Here is a 15,315-nt window from a genome sequence, read left to right on the forward strand (position 1 = left end):
GGAGGCTACGCGATCTACTCGGCGGAGGGCAGTGTCACCGGCGGTGAAGTCGGCGGCGTCGCACGGACGATGGTGATGAGACGGTCCGTCAGCTGGATCGGGCTCGCGTGCGGATCGTCGTAAGCCAGCAGCCGGTGCCCGCGCAGCACGCTGATGACCAGGTCGGTCGTCTCGCGCACCGATTTGCCGACCTCGGACCGGGTGGCCGGCCGTTCGATGAGGTCGAGGCCGCTGCCCTGTTGGATCAGGTCCTCCATCACGGTGCCCGCGCTCGGGCTGAGGACCGAGAGGCCCAGCAGCCGGCCCGCCGCGCTCGCGCTCGTGATCACCGCGTCCGCGCCCGACTGGCGCAGCAGCGGAGCGTTCTCCTCCTCGCGCACCGCCGCGACGATCTTCGCGCCGCGGTTCAGCTGCCGCGCCGTCAGCGTGACCAGCACCGCCGTGTCGTCCCGCTGGGTGGCGATGACGATCTGCCGGGCCTTCTGCAGTTCGGCCCGCAGCAGGACGTCGGAGCGGGTGGCATCGCCGACCACGCCGGTGAAGCCCTCCGCGTTGGCGATGTCGATCACCTTGGCGCTCGGGTCGACGATGACGACCTGGTCCCTGCTGAGGCCGGTGGCCAGCAGCGTCTGCAGGGCCGAGCGGCCCTTGGTGCCGAAGCCGACGACCACGGTGTGCTCACGCAAGTTCTTCCTCCAGCGGCTCAGCCGCCACTCTTCCCTCGTCCGCTCCGTGAGGACTTCCAGGGTGGTACCGACCAGGATGATCAGGAACAGCACGCGCAGCGGGGTGATCAGCAGGATGTTGATCAGTCGCGCGCTGTCGCTGTACGGGACGATGTCGCCGTAGCCGGTCGTCGACAGAGTCACGGTGGCGTAGTAGAAGCAGTCGAGGAGATCGACCTGCTCGTTGGCGTTGTCGTGGTAGCCGTCGCGGTCGAGCCACACGATGAGGACCGTGAGGAAGAGCACGAAGAGGGCCATCAACAGGCGTTTGGTGACCTGCCGCAGGGGCTGCTCGACGATCCGTTTGGGCAGCTTGATGCGCCGGGAGACGAGCTTCTCGTCGGCTCCCCGGGCCATGGCGTCGTGGCCGTGCAGTTTCACGTGAAACATCCTCCGGAGGCCCAGGGCAGATCGAGGATCTCCAGCTCCTGCCCGGACCGCGCGCCGTGCGGCGGTACGACGGCCAGCGCGTCGGCGGCGGCCACGCCGCGCAGCATCGCGGGACCGTTGAAGCGCAGCGGCTGGGCGTGCTCGCCGCTCAGCAGGACCGGGACCAGCCGGGTGTCGTGCGGGTGGCCCGGAACGTCGCCCTGGACCGTCGCCGTGTAGCGGGGGCGCGGGCGGCGGCCGGCGAGGGCGCGCAGCAGCGGTTCGGCCAGCGTCAGCAGCCCGGAGACAGCGGCGAGGGGGTTCCCGGGCAGCCCGACCAGGTGCCGGCCGTCGGCCCGGTTCCCGATCCTGGCCAGCAGCATCGGGTGGCCGGGGCGTACGGCGACGCCGTCGATCAGGAGTTCGGCGTCGGCCCGGCGCAGCACGGGGTGGACGTGGTCGACCGGCCCGGAGGCGGTGCCGCCGGTGGTGACGACGACGTCGGCGGAGGAGGTGGTGACGGCCTTGAGGAGGGCTTCGGCCCCGGCGGGGTCGTCGCCGAGCCGCCGCGTGCCGATGACCTCGGCGCCGAGCCGGGTGAGCCAGGGGCCGAGCATGGGGCTCAGCGCGTCCCGGATCAGCCCGTCGCGCGGGCGGCCTTCGGTGAGGAGCTCGTCGCCGAGCACCAGGATCTCCACGCGGGGGCGGGGCCGGGTGGTCAGCCCGTCGTACCCGGCGGCTGCGGCGAGGCCCAGCACGGCGGGGGTGACCAGGGATCCGGCGGGCAGCAGCAGGTCGCCGGAGCGGCACTCCTGGCCGCGCGGGCGGATGTCCTGGCCCGTGAGGACGGGCCGGTCGGCGAAGAGCTGGGCGCCGCTCTCGCGGCAGTGCTCGCTGCGGATGACGGCGGTGGTGTCTGCGGGGATCCGGGCGCCGGTGGCGATCCGTACGGCCTCGCCGTCCGCGAGGGGGTCGGGCCGCTCGGAGCCGGCCAGCACCCCGCCGCCGGCGCGGACGCTCCACGGGCCGGGACCGGCGACGGCCCAGCCGTCCATGGCGGAGGTGTCGAAGGACGGCAGGTCGGTCAGGGCGTCCAGGGGCGTGGCCAGCACCTCGCCGAGGGCGTCCGCGAGGGGGACCTGGCGGGTGCGGGCCCGCACTCCGTCACCGGCGCGGGCAGCCGTGTCCCGGGCCCGCGGCCAGGGGCAGGCGCGGTGGACGCCGCCGGCGCCGCCGCCCCCGTCCGGGGTGCGGCTGACCAGGGCCAGGGCCTCGTCGAGGGCCTGGTCGGCGGGGTTGGCGGGGGTCATCCGGAGCCGTTCTCTTGGGATGCGGCGGGGGAGTCGGCGGCGTTCGCCTCGGCCGCCCAGCGCAGCGCCAGGTCGGCGGCCTTGCGGGAGGCCTCGGCGACGGCCTGGGCGGGGTCGGCCCCGGCTGCCTCGGCCCGCGCCGCCGCGTAGCCGACCAGGAAGGTGGTCAGCGGTGCGGCGGGGCGGTCGACGCCGTGGGCGGCGTCACGGGCGAGGTCGAGCAGGGCCTTGACGTCGACGGGGAGGTCGATGCCCAGCTCGCTCTTGACGGCGGTGATCCATTGGTCCAGCACGGTTCCATGCTCCCTGATCCGGGCGCGGGCGGCGGCGAGATCGTCCCAGGTGTCGCAGTCGAAGGAGGCGAACGGCGGTGCCGCGACGCGAGTGAGGTCGAGTTCGGCGGTGAGGGCGCGCAGCGGGAGCCCGGCGAGGCTGCCGTGTTCGGTGGCGAGGAGGGCCAGCTCGCGGCGGAGCGGCTCGCCGCGGTAGACCGCGATGAGCGGCTGGTCCCGGCCGTCCTGGTCGCGCAGCAGGGCGCCCTCGTGTCCGCCGGGCGCGGTCAGCAGGGCCCGTACGGTCTCGCGGTCCAGGAAGGGCAGGTCCGCGGAGAGGACGAGGACCAGCTCGGCGGTGGTCCGCCGCAGTCCGGCGTCCAGCGCGGCCACGGGTCCGCCGCCGGGGGGATCCTCGAGGGTCCACTGGACCGGGCGGGCGGTGGGGCGGCGGCCGCCGACCACGATGGTGGTCCGGGCGTCGGTGCACGCGTCGAGGACGCGGTCGAGGAGGGGGCGGCCGCCGACGCTCAGCGCGGGCTTGTCGGCCCCGCCGAGTCGCTGCGCGGCGCCGCCGGCCAGCACGATGGCGTCGTAGCTCATGCCCCAGAGTATGCGTGGCCATGTCCATGGCGGGGAGCCCTGCTTACCTGCGGCTCGTCTGCCCGCCGGCGTTCAAGACCCGGGGCTCCGCCCCAGACCCCACGCCTCAAACTCCCCCAGACTCCGTCCGGGGGGACCCCCAGGCGGGGCTGGAATCGTCCAGCCCCGCCGGGTTCAGTGGCTAGAGGTACGGGCCCGAGCGGACCGCTCCGTGGTGGCCGTCGTCTTCGTCGTCGTGGGAAGCGCCCGGCGGGAGTGCGCGGCGCATCTGTTCGAGCTGGGCCCGCGCCGCCATCTGCTGCGCGAACAGGGCCGTCTGGATGCCGTGGAAGAGGCCCTCCAGCCAGCCCACCAACTGCGCCTGGGCAATGCGCAGTTCGGCTTCCGAGGGGATGGCCTCCTCGGTGAACGGGAGGGACAGGCGCTCCAGTTCCTCCACGAGCTCCGGGGCCAGACCGTCCTCCAGCTCCTTCACCGAGGCGGCATGGATGTCCTTGAGCCGGACCCGGCTCGCCTCGTCGAGAGGCGCGGCGCGTACCTCTTCCAGGAGTTGCTTGATCATGCTGCCAATCCGCATGACCTTGGCGGGCTGTTCGACCATCTCCGTCACCGGGACCTCGCGCGACTCGTCATCGGCGCCGCCGACCGGCATCCCGTCCTGCCCCACGATCAGGCCGTGCGGGGGGCTGTCCTGCGACCGTTCACTCCTCGGCATCTCCATGCCGTCATTCTCTCGCACACCTGCGTACTCACACGGTGTGCCCCCGTACAGGCGTGATCCACCCTGTACGGAGGCACTGTGTCACTCCGCGTGTGCTATCCGGCGGCGCGTCGCGCGAGCGCCCCGCCCGAGCGGGTCACCAGCGCCGCGAGCAGTCCCGCGCCCAGCGGCACGAGCACGATCAGCGCGCCCAGGGTCTCCCACGGCACGGCGATCGGGACGTACGCCCCGGGGCCCTCGGAGCCGACGTGACCCATGGCGATGCCGTTCTCGTAGAGGCGCTCCAGATCCCGCCGCTCGAGGAGCCGCAGGCCCACCGCGGGCAGCACCCCGGCTGCCGAGCCCAGCACGACCCCCATCAGGGCCACGACCGCGCACTGGAAGCCGCTGAGCGTCCGCCGGACCCGCGGGGCCGCGCCGACCGCCGCCAGGGTCTTCAGATCGGCCTCGGCGTCGGCCTGGGCGAGCCCGGTGGCGATACCGGCCGCGCCGATGGTGACCAGGCCCGCGAAGACGGTCAGGATGAGCAGGACGAGGTCGTTGTTGCCCTGGTAGCCCACCTCGATCTCCACGCCGGCGTCCACCCCGATCTGGTCGAACGTGCCGTCCAGCCGCTGCCGCTGCTCCGTCGTGGCCGTCCCGTCGAGGGTGAAGTACGAGCCGAACGCCGCGGTCGTCAGCCCGGCCTTCTTGGCCGTGTCGGGCGGCAGCACCACCTTGAGGCCGTAGCCCGAGACGCCCTCGGGCACCTGGTAGGCGGCGAAGACCTTGTCCTCGCCCGGCGGCTCCTCGTTGCGCGCCCCCGTGCTCTGGGCCTTCTCCTCGTCGGTGATCAGGCGGATGGTGACCTTGTCGTCCTTGACGTTGCGCCTGTCGAAGGAGACCGCCCGGCCCGCCTTGAGGGCGGAGACCGCACCCGGGTCGGTGACCGCCAGTGCGGTCAGCAGTTTCTCGTCGGCGACGACGGTGGCGTTCGCCTTGCCGAACCGGGCTTCCACGCACCGCCAGTCGTTGCGCAGCTCCCGGGCCTGTTCCGTGGTGAAGGACGCCGGCCCGTTGGGGGCCTCGTAGAGCGGGCAGCGCTGCTCCTTGGGCGTGATGAGCTCCGCCCGGCCGCAGTCCTGCTCCGTGCTGTAGCCGTCGCAGCCGGGCCTGCCCACCACGATCCGGTCCACGTCCGCCCGTACGGCCAGCGGAAACTCCTTGGCGAGCGCCTCGCGTACGGCGGGCACGTCCTTGTGGTCGGCGTTGTCGTTGACGGTCACCATGCCCGAGCCGTACGGGTAGGAGGCGACGTACTCGTGCCGGTTCTGCAGGTCCCGGCTGTGCTCGTAGGTGGCCACCGCGACGGTGCCGGCGACGGCTGCCAGTACGGCGGCCACGGCCGGTGCCGTACGCCCCCGGTTGCGCACGGCGTCGCGCAGCGCGAGCCGCGGCGACAGCGGCAGCCACCGCCCCAGCCGCCCGCAGAGGCCGACCAGGACCGGGGTGAGGGCGACGATGCCGAGCTCGGCGATGGCGCTGCCGCCGGCCACGACGGTGGATCCCATCCCCGAGGCAACGCCGCCGAGGGCGATCGCGGCGCCGCCCGCGACGGCGAGCAGGCCGAGGACGGGCAGGATCCGGTTGGCGCGGCGGACCCCGCGGCGGCCGGTCAGCGAGGCCAGCACGGTCTGCCGGGACGCGGTGAACGCCGGGACGATCGCGGACAGCAGGCCGGTCACGACGGCGAGCAGCGCGATGGCGGCCAGTTCCAGCGGCCGTACCTCGAAGCCGCCGAAGCGCTTGCCGAGGAACTCCTCCAGGAGCGGGCGCAGACCGATCGTGAGGGCCACCCCGATGGCGGTGCCGATGACGGCTGCCGCCGCGCCGATGACCAGGCCGCCAGAGAGCACGATGGAGCGGATGTGGCGCCGGTCGCCGCCGTTGGCCCCGACCAGTCCGAGCTGGCGGCGAGAGCGGCGGGCGCCCACGGCGAAGGCCGGTCCGGCGAGCAGGCAGATCTCCAGCATGGCGAGGCCGACGACGGTGGCCAGCACGGCCAGTTCGGTGGCCCGGGTGCTGCCGGAGAGTTCGAACTGCTCCTTGGGCTGCTGCTGGTAGAGCGGCACCTCGGAGTCGGCCGGCGGGTCGAGCATGACGGCTCTGGAGAGGACGGTCACGCCCTTGGTGTTGGCCTCCTTGACCATGTTCCACGTGAAACCGTCGCCGCCGACCTTGACGAGGTAGGAGTCCTGGGCCCGTACGCCGTTCGCACCGGAAGCCTGCAGGGCCGTGTCGAGCGGGCCGATCAGGGTCCCCGGCGGGGCGATGATCTCGTCCTTCCCGAGGTCGGAGGGCAGCTCGTAGGCGCCGACGATCTTGTACGAGGCGGTGCCGCCGCGCGGGGTGACCGAGGAGCCGACGAACCGGCCGGAGTGCTCGAGGAAGGCGTTGGTGGCGATGACCTCGCCCGCGCCCTCGGGGAGCCGGCCGCGGTCGATCGTGATCAGGCCCGCCGTCAGCGGGCTGCGCACGTCGAGTTCGCGGAAGTCGATGCCGAGCACCCCGTGGGCGGTGTGGATCTTGGCGTAGGCGCGGCTGTCCTTGAGGGACTGCGCGCCCTGCGGGACCGCCTTGGTGAGCGAATCGGGGTCGGCCTCGCCCCCCTTGGAGGGGGAGTAGGTGTCGTAGCCGCCGACGGGCGCGTAGCCGGGGCCCGTCGGCTCCTGGTAGATGGCCGTGCCCATGTGCGAGGAGTCCAGCCGCGCGTCGGCGCCGCCCAGCTTCCGGGTCAGTTGCTGTTCCACGGTCAGCTCGCCGCTGCGGAAGGTCAGGTCGGCGGCGCTGACCCCGACGATGGGCAGGGCGATCATCGACAGGACGAGGGCGCTGCGGCCCTTGGCGCGCCAGGCGTCGCGGCGGGCGATCCGCAGGGCCGCGACCCAGGAGTGGTACCGGCCTTGGAGCGAGAAGGTCACTGGCCGGCCGCCTGCCCCGAGAGGAGGGAGTCGGCGCGGCTGCGCAGGGTCTCGTCGACCACGGTGCCGTCGCGCAGGAAGACCACGCGGTCCGCCCAGGCCGCGAACCGCGGTTCGTGGGTGACCAGGATCCCGGCCGCGCCCGCGTCGCAGCGGGCGCGCAGCAGGGCGAGGACGGACTCGCCGGTCTCGGAGTCGAGGGCGCCGGTGGGTTCGTCGGCGAGGACCAGGCGGCGGTCGCCGACGAGGGCGCGGGCGATGGCCACGCGCTGCTGCTGGCCGCCGGACATCTCGTCGGGGAAGCGGTCGGCGAGCTCGCCCAGGCCCATCTCCTCCAGCGCGGCGAGGGCGGAGGTCCGGGCCTTGCGGGCGGAGACGCCGTCGAGTTCACGGGGCAGGGCCACGTTCTCGGCCGCGGTGAGGGCGGGTATCAGGTTGTAGTCCTGGAAGACGTACCCGATGCTGCGGCGGCGCAGCGCGGCCAGCTGCTTGCGGCTCGCCGTGGTGATGTCGGTGCCTTCGACGACGACCCGGCCGCTGCTCGGGGTGTCGAGTCCGCCGGCCAGGGTGAGCAGCGTGGACTTGCCGGAGCCGGACGGGCCCATGACGGCGACGAGTTCGCCCGGGTACACGGAGAGGTTGATGCCGCGCAGGGCGTGCACCTCGGTGGCGCCGCTGCCGTGCGTGCGGACGAGCTGGTCCAACTGCAGTACGGGCTGGTGGGGCTGATGCTGGTCGGGCATGAAGGGTCCCCCCTGGGACGGTGGTTCAGCTCCGCCGCGTGCGGGCGGTGCGGGGCCGGTCGGTGGTGGTCGGGGCGATTGGTTCGGCTCCGGTGGCGGCCTGGGGCGGTGCGGGCTCGGCGGCTCTCCCGTCGGCCGGCAGGGAGAGCCGGACGAGCCGGGCTTCGCAGTGGTCGAGCCAGCGGGCCTCGGCCTCGGTCTGGAAGATCAGCTGTTCCAGCACCAGCAGCCAGGCCACGTCGTCGCGTTCGCGGGACTGCCCGCCCTCGACCGCGGCGAGCGCCGTGGCCTTGAGCCGGGTGTAGTCCTGCATCGCCTTGATCGTGGCGTGCCGCTGGGACTGGATGACGGCGCGGATGTCCACGCCGGGGGAGCCCACGGCCATGGCGAGCTTGATGGACAGCTCGTCGCGGGGCGGGTTGGCGCGGTCGACGGGGCGTTCGTACCACTGGCGCAGTTCGGCGCGTCCGTCGTCGGTGATGGCGTAGAGCGTGTGCCCGGCGGTGTCCTCGCCGCCGGGGGCGACCAGGCCGTCGCGTTCCAGGCGGGCGAGGGTGGTGTACACCTGCCCGACGTTGAGCGGCCAGGTGGAGCCGGTGCGGGATTCGAACTCGGTGCGCAGCTGGGAGCCGTACCGAGGACCCCGTTCCAGCAGGGCGAGAAGCCCGTGACGGATCGACATACCGAGTATGTATACCGAGTATGTTCACTCCCGGCAACCATCTCCGGTCGTACGCCGGAAGGGGGACGCCGCCGCTACAGGCCCTTGCGCAGCCGCATGCCCATGTACCCCAGACCCAGTCCCATCAGGGCGAATCCAGTGCCCAGCGGGAGTATGTGGGCGGCCAGGTCGGCGGCCCGCTCGTTCGGCTCGGTGCCCAGGGCCGTGACCGCCGAGGGCGGGGTCGGCGCGACCCGCGGCGGCGGCTCGGGGGGCTCGGGGCGCGGATGCGGCCGTACGGGCAGGGGGCGGGAGGCCACGAGCATCTCCGGGTTGGCGGGCTCGGTGACGGGCCTCCCGGGCCGCGGCCGTCCGGCCCCGGCGGCGCTGCCGGCCAGCCCCTCGCGAGGGGCTTCGGTACTCCCCCAGCTACCGCTGGGCGGGGCCCCCAGACGCCTGGTGCGGGGGCGGCGGGCGCGGCGGCGCCGGGGGCCGGTGCGAGAGCCCGGGCGTGTGCGGGAGCGGTGGAGGTGAGCGCGGCGGCGGCCAGCGCGGCACAGGTCAGCCAGCGCGGCGGACGGAAGCCTTGGATCACGGGGTGCCCCTCCCGTCCTGAGCAGCCGGGGTGTCTCGCTCAGATTTACATAGTGGGGCAAAAGCGGCATCCCGGGCTCCTCATCGAGGTGCCCGGGATGCCGGTGTGTCGCGCAGTGCTTGGGGTCGGACTAGCCCGGGTTGCCGGTGGACACGGTCAGCGTGTACTCCGTGCCCTCCTTGTCGATCTTGTCGTCGGGCTGCGGGCTCTGCTCCAGCACCATGTCCTTGCCGTACACGGCCTCGTCCTTCTCGACGATCTTGTACTTGCCGCCCGAGGCCTGGATGCACTCCTTCACGGAGAGCAGGTTCTTGTAGCGCAGGTCCGGCGCCTGGTACTTCCCCGCTTCGCTGTAGTGCTTCGTCGGCTCCTTGCACTTCTTCGGGTCGATCGTGCGGGTGAGGTCCGGACCCTTGAACCCGGGCTTCGCGGAGCCGGATGCCGACGTCGAGGCTCCCGGGGTCCCCCCGTCCTTGCCCTTGTCGTCGTCGCCGTTCATCGAGATCGCGGCGATCAGACCGCCGACCGCCAGCAGGGCCACCGCGACCGCGCCCACGACCACCGGCATGTTCCGCTTGTCGCCGCTCCCGGCCTGGACCGACGTGCTCGCTGGGGAGATCGTGTACGGCGGCGGGGTCTGCGGCGCGTACTGCTGCTGCGGCGCGGGCGTGTGCGGGTAGGCGTAGCCGCCCTGCGCGTGCGACTGCGGGGCGGGCGTCGGCGCGTACGGGGACGGCACCGGCGTGTGCGGCGCCTGGTACGGATGCTGCACGGACTGCGGCGGCGCCTGGAACCCGGAGTCCACCGGCGGGAACACGGCCGAGGCCACGCCCGCGCCGCTGCCGCCCGTGGCGGCGCCCTGGATGATCACCGGAGCCCCCGTCTGCCCGGAGCCCAGCACGCGCGCGACCTCGTCGCCCATGGCCGCGGCCGTGGGGAAGCGCTCGTTCGGGTTCTTCTTCAGCGCCCGCGCGACCAGCGCGTCCATCGCCGGGGTCACCGACCGGTTGATGGAGGACGGAGCGACCGGCTCCTCCTGCACGTGGGCGTACGCGATGGCCAGCGGCGAGTCGGCGTCGAACGGAATCCGCCCGGTCAGCAGCTGGAACAGCATGATGCCGACCGAGTACAGGTCGGAGCGGGCATCGACCCCGCGCCCCAGCGCCTGCTCGGGCGACAGGTACTGCGGGGTGCCGACGACCATGCCGGTCTGCGTCATCGAGGTGACCCCCGACTGCATGGCGCGGGCGATGCCGAAGTCCATCACCTTGACCACGCCGCGCTTGTTCACCATGACGTTGCCGGGCTTGATGTCGCGGTGGACCAGGCCCATCTCGTGGCTGGTCTCCAGCGCGGCCAGCACATCGGCCGTCACCTTCAGCGCCTTGTCCGCCGGCATGGCCCCGTGCTGCCGGATGTCCGCGTCGAGCACCGAGCCGAGCGGCCGGCCCTCCACGTACTCCATGACGATGTACGGCATCACCGAGCCGTCGCCCGCGCCGGTGCCGAACGTCACCTCGCCTTCACCGGTATCGAATACCGAGACGATGTTCGTGTGCGACAGTTTGGCAACAGCCTGCGCCTCGCGGCGGAAGCGCTCGCGGAACGACGCCTCGCGGCCGAGGTCGCTGTGCAGGGTCTTGATGGCGACCTGCCGGTCGAGCGCCGAGTCGTACGCCAGGTACACGGAGGCCATGCCTCCCGCACCGAGCAAGTCCCTTAGCTGGTAACGGCCACCGGCCAGAGAGCCGCCCGCGTACTGGCCCTGAGTGCCGTCCTGGCTCATGACTGTTGCTTCCCCTCGGGATGTGTCCCTACGCCTCTGGCTGAGCGCATGTCGCGCCCAGTCTGCCGGAGGGCAAGCACACGTCAAGCCAGGTGCCCGTTCCGTGACCACACGGGCACAGGGCGCCTTGTCCGAACGGTGACCGGTTCCGAGGCTGTAGCGTTCATCGGAGCATCAAAGAAGAGGACACCGCTGAGCGGCGGCCGAGAGAGACGACGGCGAGGACTGATGGCACCCGAACCCGAGGGAAACGGCGCCGGGATGGCCGACGGTCCTGAGCACTGGGGCGCCGGCGGCCTGGTGGGAGACGGCCGTTACCGGCTGACCCACCGGCTCGGCCGTGGCGGCATGGCCGAGGTGTTCGCCGCCGAGGACGTGCGTCTGGGCCGCACCGTGGCCGTCAAGCTGCTCCGCGCCGACCTGGCCGAAGACCCGGTTTCCAAGGCCCGTTTCACGCGCGAGGCGCAGTCCGTCGCCGGGCTCAACCACCATGCCGTCGTCGCCGTGTACGACTCGGGCGAGGACCGGGTCGGCCCGAACACCGTCCCGTACATCGTGATGGAGCTGGTCGAGGGCCGCACCATCCGCGACCTGCTGATCAGCGCCGAGGCCCCGGGCCCCGAGCAGGCGCTCATCATCACCTCGGGCGTGCTCGAGGCGCTCGCGTACTCGCACCAGCACGGAATCGTGCACCGCGACATCAAGCCGGCGAATGTGATCATCACGGACACCGGTGCGGTGAAGGTGATGGACTTCGGCATCGCCCGCGCCCTGCACGGCGTCCAGTCGACGATGACCCAGACCGGCATGGTCATGGGCACTCCCCAGTACCTGTCGCCCGAGCAGGCCCTCGGCAAGGCCGTGGACCACCGCTCCGACCTGTACGCCACCGGCTGCCTTCTCTACGAACTGCTCGCGCTGCGGCCCCCGTTCACCGGGGAGACCCCGCTGTCGGTGGTCTACCAGCACGTGCAGGACGCGCCGATCCCGCCCTCGCAGCTGCCGGAGGGCGCCCAGATCCCGCAGGAGCTCGACGGGCTCGTCATGCGGTCGCTGGCCAAGGACCCGGACGACCGGTTCCAGAGCGCCGAGGAGATGCGCGGGCTGGTCCAGTACGCGCTCCAGATGCTGCACGACCAGGGGCCGAACACCGGCACCTGGAACACCGGCCCGGTCACCATGGCCCTGCCGCACGGGCGGGGCGGGGCTGCGGCCACCACGGCCATGCCGGTGGGCGGGACCGGCGGGCAGCAGAAGTACCCCGCGAACGCCTCGACCTCGCAGTTCCAGCGGCCGATGGTGCCGCCGCTGAACCCGGACGACGGCTCGGCCTTCCCGGGCGGCGGCAACGGCCAGGGCGGCCACGGCCACGGCGGCGGCTACGACGGCTACGAGGACCGCGGCGCAAGCCGCTGGAAGATGTGGCTGTTCGCGGTGCTCGCGGTCATCGCGGTGGCGGGCGGCGTGGCGTACGCCGTCAACAGCGTGGCCAACAAGGGCAAGGACGACAACGGTCCGTCGACGCCCGTCACGAGTTCCTCCGGCCAGCCGAGCACGTCCAAGACCCCGGAGAACACGCCGTCGCAGCCGAGCCCGGACAACACCCCCTCGCACAGCGAGCCCTCGTTCACGCCGAGCCGCAGCCGGACGCCGAGCTCCACCCCGTCGTTCACGCCGTCGACGTCCCCCTCGACGTCCCCGTCGGGTTCGGCGTCCACGGCGACGAAGTCCCCGTCCTCCGCGCCGTCGAAGACCCCGTCCTCCACGCCGTCGAAGCCCGTGGAGACCGGCGGCGGGCTCCTCGACGAGTGACGCGCTCCGATACGTGAACGGGCCCGGCGGAATCAATTCCGCCGGGCCCGTTCACGTATCAGAGCGCGTGCTGGTACTGCATGACCGGATTCCCCGCGAGGGAGTGCACGGTGACGAACTGCGGTTCGATGCGCATGTAGACGGGGTCGAAGACCGCTCCGTCGACGAAATGCGGACCGGGTCCGAAAAGTTCCAGTTCGGCGTTGGTCGGTTCGACCGTCCGTGCGGTTCCGGTGAACTGCACGGACCACAGGCGCGGGTCCCGGGAATTGAAGTTGTCGGCCCCGTAGGCGACCACACTGCCGTTGCACGCCTGGTGGTGGCCGAAGCCGGAGTGCATTCTCAAGGCGACCTTGCCGTCCACCACGATGTGGCGGGCGAGCGCGAGGAAGGGCAGCGCACGCATGCTGGTGGCCACCCGGCCGTAAGGCACCCGGCGCAGCAGTTCGATGGCGTGGAGATCCTCTGGGGACATGCCGTCCACTCTCCGGTACCGACGGGCGGTCGGAAAAGAGGATCCCGCCCCGATGATCGGGGACGTTGGTCCCGAATAGAACCGACTACGGTCAGCTGCGCTTCTCGGCCTGCAGGCGGGCCACGTAGGCGGCGGCCTGCGAGCGGCGCTCCATGCCCAGCTTGGAGAGCAGGCTCGACACGTAGTTCTTGATCGTCTTCTCGGCCAGGTGCAGCCGCTCGCCGATGACGCGGTTGGTCAGGCCCTCGCCGATCAGGTCGAGGATCTTCCGCTCCTGGTCGGTGAGGTGGGAGAGGCGGTCGTCGCCCTTGCCGTTCTTGCCGTCGCGAAGCCGCTCCAGTACCCGTGCGGTGGCCACCGGGTCCAGCAGCGACCTGCCCGCCGCCACGTCCCGTACGGCGCTGAGCAGCTCATTGCCGCGGATCGCCTTCAGCACGTAGCCCGAGGCGCCGGCCATGATCGCGTCGAAGAGGGCTTCGTCGTCGGCGAACGAGGTCAGCATCAGGCACTTGATGTCCTCGTTCCGGGAGCGCACCTCGCGGCACACCTCCACACCACTGCCGTCGGGAAGGCGGACGTCGAGGACGGCGACGTCGGGGCGGGTGGCGGGAATGCGGACCAGGGCGTCGGCGGCGGTACCGGCCTCGCCGACGATCTCGATGTCCTCTTCGACCGACAAGAGCTCATGGACGCCCCGACGTACCACTTCGTGGTCGTCCAGGAGGAATACCTTGATTTTTCCGTCTTCGCGCACGAAGTCAGTTTCACACACTCACCCCTTCCCTGCCGGAGTTACCCGGGATAACGTGCCGTTGTTCCCGGCCCCTGCAAGGCTGTGACCAGTGGTTGTTCCCGCGTTGGCGGATTTACTTGGAAATCCAAGCAAAATCCCAGGTCAAACGGGGTTTCGCAGATATGCGAAGCACTGGGTAACGTGCATTGCGCAGGGCACTCGCCGGGGCACCTGTCACGCCTGAATCCCGTACGCAGCGCGCACCCACCCCGTGCGCGGGTACAGGTTCAGGTGAGCCGCACTGGACCCCGGAGAACCCGGGTGCCGGACCGACGGAGGAGCACACGTGACCGTGGAGAGCACTGCCGCGCGCAAGCCGCGACGCAGCAGCGGCACCAAGCGGGCGGCAGGCGCGGCCAACGCCGCCAAGCCCGCCGCTGCCACCGCGCAGACGCAGGACGCCGAACCTCAGCTCGTACAGCTGCTGACGCCCGAAGGGGACCGGGTGGACAACGCGGAAAACGCGGAGTTCGCCCCCTTCGTCGCCGACATCACCACCGAGGACCTGCGCGGGCTGTACCGCGACATGGTCCTGACCCGCCGTTTCGACGGCGAGGCGACCGCGCTGCAGCGCCAGGGCGAGCTGGGCCTGTGGGCCTCGCTCCTCGGCCAGGAGGCCGCCCAGATCGGCTCCGGCCGGGCGCTGCGCGACGACGACTACGTCTTCCCGACCTACCGTGAGCACGGTGTGGCCTGGTGCCGTGGCGTCGACCCGACCAACCTCCTCGGCATGTTCCGCGGTGTGAACCACGGTGGCTGGGACCCGAACACCAACAACTTCCACCTGTACACGATCGTCATCGGCTCGCAGACGCTCCACGCGACCGGTTACGCGATGGGCGTGGCCAAGGACGGCGCGGACTCCGCGGTCATCGCCTACTTCGGCGACGGCGCGTCCAGCCAGGGCGACGTCGCCGAGGCGTTCACCTTCTCGGCCGTCTACAACTCGCCCGTGGTGTTCTTCTGCCAGAACAACCAGTGGGCGATCTCCGAGCCGACCGAGCGCCAGATGCGCGTGCCGCTCTACCAGCGCGCGCAGGGCTTCGGCTTCCCGGGCGTCCGCGTGGACGGCAACGACGTGCTGGCCTGCCTGGCCGTGACCCGCTGGGCGCTGGAGCGGGCCCGCCGCGGCGAGGGCCCGACCCTGGTCGAGGCGTTCACGTACCGGATGGGCGCGCACACCACCTCCGACGACCCGACGAAGTACCGGCGGGACGAGGAGACGGCGGCCTGGGAGGCGAAGGACCCGATCCTGCGCCTGAAGGCCCACCTGCTCGCCACCGGCGGCGCCGACGAGGCCTTCTTCGCGGAGCTCGAAGTGGAGAGCGAGGCGCTGGGCAAGCGGGTGCGCGAGGTCGTACGCGCCATGCCCGACCCGGACACCATGGCGATCTTCGAGAACGTCTACGCGGACGGGCACGCGCTCGTCGACGAGGAGCGCGCGCAGTTCGCCGCCTACCTCGCGTCCTTCGAGGGTGGGGAGTGACCAC

General features: G+C 72.0%; 13 protein-coding genes. 2 read left to right on the forward strand and 11 right to left on the reverse strand.

The features are described 5' to 3' along the window. Positions 1-14 precede the first annotated feature (14 nt). From OHA89_RS19400 to OHA89_RS19440, 9 genes are all read right to left on the reverse strand, one after another. Positions 15-1,115 (reverse strand): TrkA family potassium uptake protein, encoded by a 1,101-nt coding sequence (locus OHA89_RS19400; RefSeq protein ID WP_257555444.1) that lies wholly within the window; start codon positions 1,113-1,115, stop codon positions 15-17. After that, a complete protein-coding gene (locus tag OHA89_RS19405) occupies positions 1,103-2,404 on the reverse strand; it encodes a molybdopterin molybdotransferase MoeA (RefSeq protein WP_406366709.1) in 1,302 nt (433 codons plus the stop codon). The genes OHA89_RS19400 and OHA89_RS19405 overlap by 13 nt, the downstream gene beginning before the upstream one ends. Beyond that, positions 2,401-3,279 carry an NTP transferase domain-containing protein gene (locus OHA89_RS19410; RefSeq protein ID WP_266608953.1) on the reverse strand — a complete coding sequence of 293 codons (879 nt, stop codon included), beginning with the start codon at positions 3,277-3,279 and terminating at the stop codon, positions 2,401-2,403. Before OHA89_RS19410 ends, OHA89_RS19405 begins: the two co-directional genes overlap by 4 nt. Before the next feature lie 181 nt (positions 3,280-3,460). Further along, positions 3,461-4,000, reverse strand: a complete 540-nt coding sequence (locus tag OHA89_RS19415; RefSeq protein WP_257555447.1) for a bacterial proteasome activator family protein — start codon at positions 3,998-4,000, stop codon at positions 3,461-3,463. A gap of 95 nt (positions 4,001-4,095) precedes the next feature. Beyond that, complete coding sequence (locus OHA89_RS19420) at positions 4,096-6,855, reverse strand: FtsX-like permease family protein (RefSeq protein WP_257559383.1); 2,760 nt, start codon at positions 6,853-6,855, stop codon at positions 4,096-4,098. A gap of 101 nt (positions 6,856-6,956) precedes the next feature. Next, positions 6,957-7,703 carry an ABC transporter ATP-binding protein gene (locus OHA89_RS19425; protein WP_266608954.1) on the reverse strand — a complete coding sequence of 249 codons (747 nt, stop codon included), beginning with the start codon at positions 7,701-7,703 and terminating at the stop codon, positions 6,957-6,959. Between the two features lie 25 nt (positions 7,704-7,728). Continuing rightward, complete coding sequence (locus tag OHA89_RS19430) at positions 7,729-8,385, reverse strand: PadR family transcriptional regulator (RefSeq protein ID WP_257555449.1); 657 nt, start codon at positions 8,383-8,385, stop codon at positions 7,729-7,731. A 74-nt stretch (positions 8,386-8,459) separates the two neighbouring features. Further along, the gene (locus OHA89_RS19435) at positions 8,460-8,684 is read right to left on the reverse strand and encodes a hypothetical protein (protein WP_406366710.1); all 225 of its coding nucleotides are present in this window, start codon (positions 8,682-8,684) and stop codon (positions 8,460-8,462) included. A gap of 405 nt (positions 8,685-9,089) precedes the next feature. Beyond that, the gene (locus OHA89_RS19440) at positions 9,090-10,745 is read right to left on the reverse strand and encodes a protein kinase domain-containing protein (RefSeq protein ID WP_406366711.1); all 1,656 of its coding nucleotides are present in this window, start codon (positions 10,743-10,745) and stop codon (positions 9,090-9,092) included. A gap of 228 nt (positions 10,746-10,973) precedes the next feature. Between OHA89_RS19440 and OHA89_RS19445 the strand changes: the two genes are divergently transcribed. Beyond that, positions 10,974-12,557, forward strand: a complete 1,584-nt coding sequence (locus OHA89_RS19445) for a protein kinase domain-containing protein (RefSeq protein WP_266608957.1) — start codon at positions 10,974-10,976, stop codon at positions 12,555-12,557. Positions 12,558-12,615: 58 nt separating this feature from the next. Here OHA89_RS19445 and OHA89_RS19450 read toward each other — a convergent pair whose 3' ends face one another. Next, positions 12,616-13,032 carry a pyridoxamine 5'-phosphate oxidase family protein gene (locus OHA89_RS19450; protein WP_266608958.1) on the reverse strand — a complete coding sequence of 139 codons (417 nt, stop codon included), beginning with the start codon at positions 13,030-13,032 and terminating at the stop codon, positions 12,616-12,618. 91 nt (positions 13,033-13,123) lie between these two features. Continuing rightward, a complete protein-coding gene (locus tag OHA89_RS19455; protein ID WP_257555454.1) occupies positions 13,124-13,786 on the reverse strand; it encodes a response regulator transcription factor in 663 nt (220 codons plus the stop codon). Between the two features lie 325 nt (positions 13,787-14,111). On the opposite strand from OHA89_RS19455, the gene pdhA reads away from it, so the two are divergent. Next, positions 14,112-15,311 carry a pyruvate dehydrogenase (acetyl-transferring) E1 component subunit alpha gene (gene pdhA / locus OHA89_RS19460; RefSeq protein ID WP_215145075.1) on the forward strand — a complete coding sequence of 400 codons (1,200 nt, stop codon included), beginning with the start codon at positions 14,112-14,114 and terminating at the stop codon, positions 15,309-15,311. The last annotated feature ends 4 nt before the right edge of the window (positions 15,312-15,315 follow it).

Origin of the sequence: Streptomyces sp. NBC_01546 (genome assembly GCF_045208355.1) — a bacterium.
Taxonomy (GTDB): Bacteria; Actinomycetota; Actinomycetes; order Streptomycetales; family Streptomycetaceae; genus Streptomyces.

Coding starts and splice junctions, on each gene's coding strand:
- OHA89_RS19400 (WP_257555444.1), bottom strand. CDS start 1,115: ATGTTTCACGTGAAACTGCACGGCCACGACGCCATGGCCCGGGGAGCC.
- OHA89_RS19405 (WP_406366709.1), bottom strand. CDS start 2,404: ATGACCCCCGCCAACCCCGCCGACCAGGCCCTCGACGAGGCCCTGGCC.
- OHA89_RS19410 (WP_266608953.1), bottom strand. CDS start 3,279: ATGAGCTACGACGCCATCGTGCTGGCCGGCGGCGCCGCGCAGCGACTC.
- OHA89_RS19415 (WP_257555447.1), bottom strand. CDS start 4,000: ATGGAGATGCCGAGGAGTGAACGGTCGCAGGACAGCCCCCCGCACGGC.
- OHA89_RS19420 (WP_257559383.1), bottom strand. CDS start 6,855: ATGATCGCCCTGCCCATCGTCGGGGTCAGCGCCGCCGACCTGACCTTC.
- OHA89_RS19425 (WP_266608954.1), bottom strand. CDS start 7,703: ATGCCCGACCAGCATCAGCCCCACCAGCCCGTACTGCAGTTGGACCAG.
- OHA89_RS19430 (WP_257555449.1), bottom strand. CDS start 8,385: ATGTCGATCCGTCACGGGCTTCTCGCCCTGCTGGAACGGGGTCCTCGG.
- OHA89_RS19440 (WP_406366711.1), bottom strand. CDS start 10,745: ATGAGCCAGGACGGCACTCAGGGCCAGTACGCGGGCGGCTCTCTGGCC.
- OHA89_RS19445 (WP_266608957.1), top strand. CDS start 10,974: ATGGCACCCGAACCCGAGGGAAACGGCGCCGGGATGGCCGACGGTCCT.
- OHA89_RS19450 (WP_266608958.1), bottom strand. CDS start 13,032: ATGTCCCCAGAGGATCTCCACGCCATCGAACTGCTGCGCCGGGTGCCT.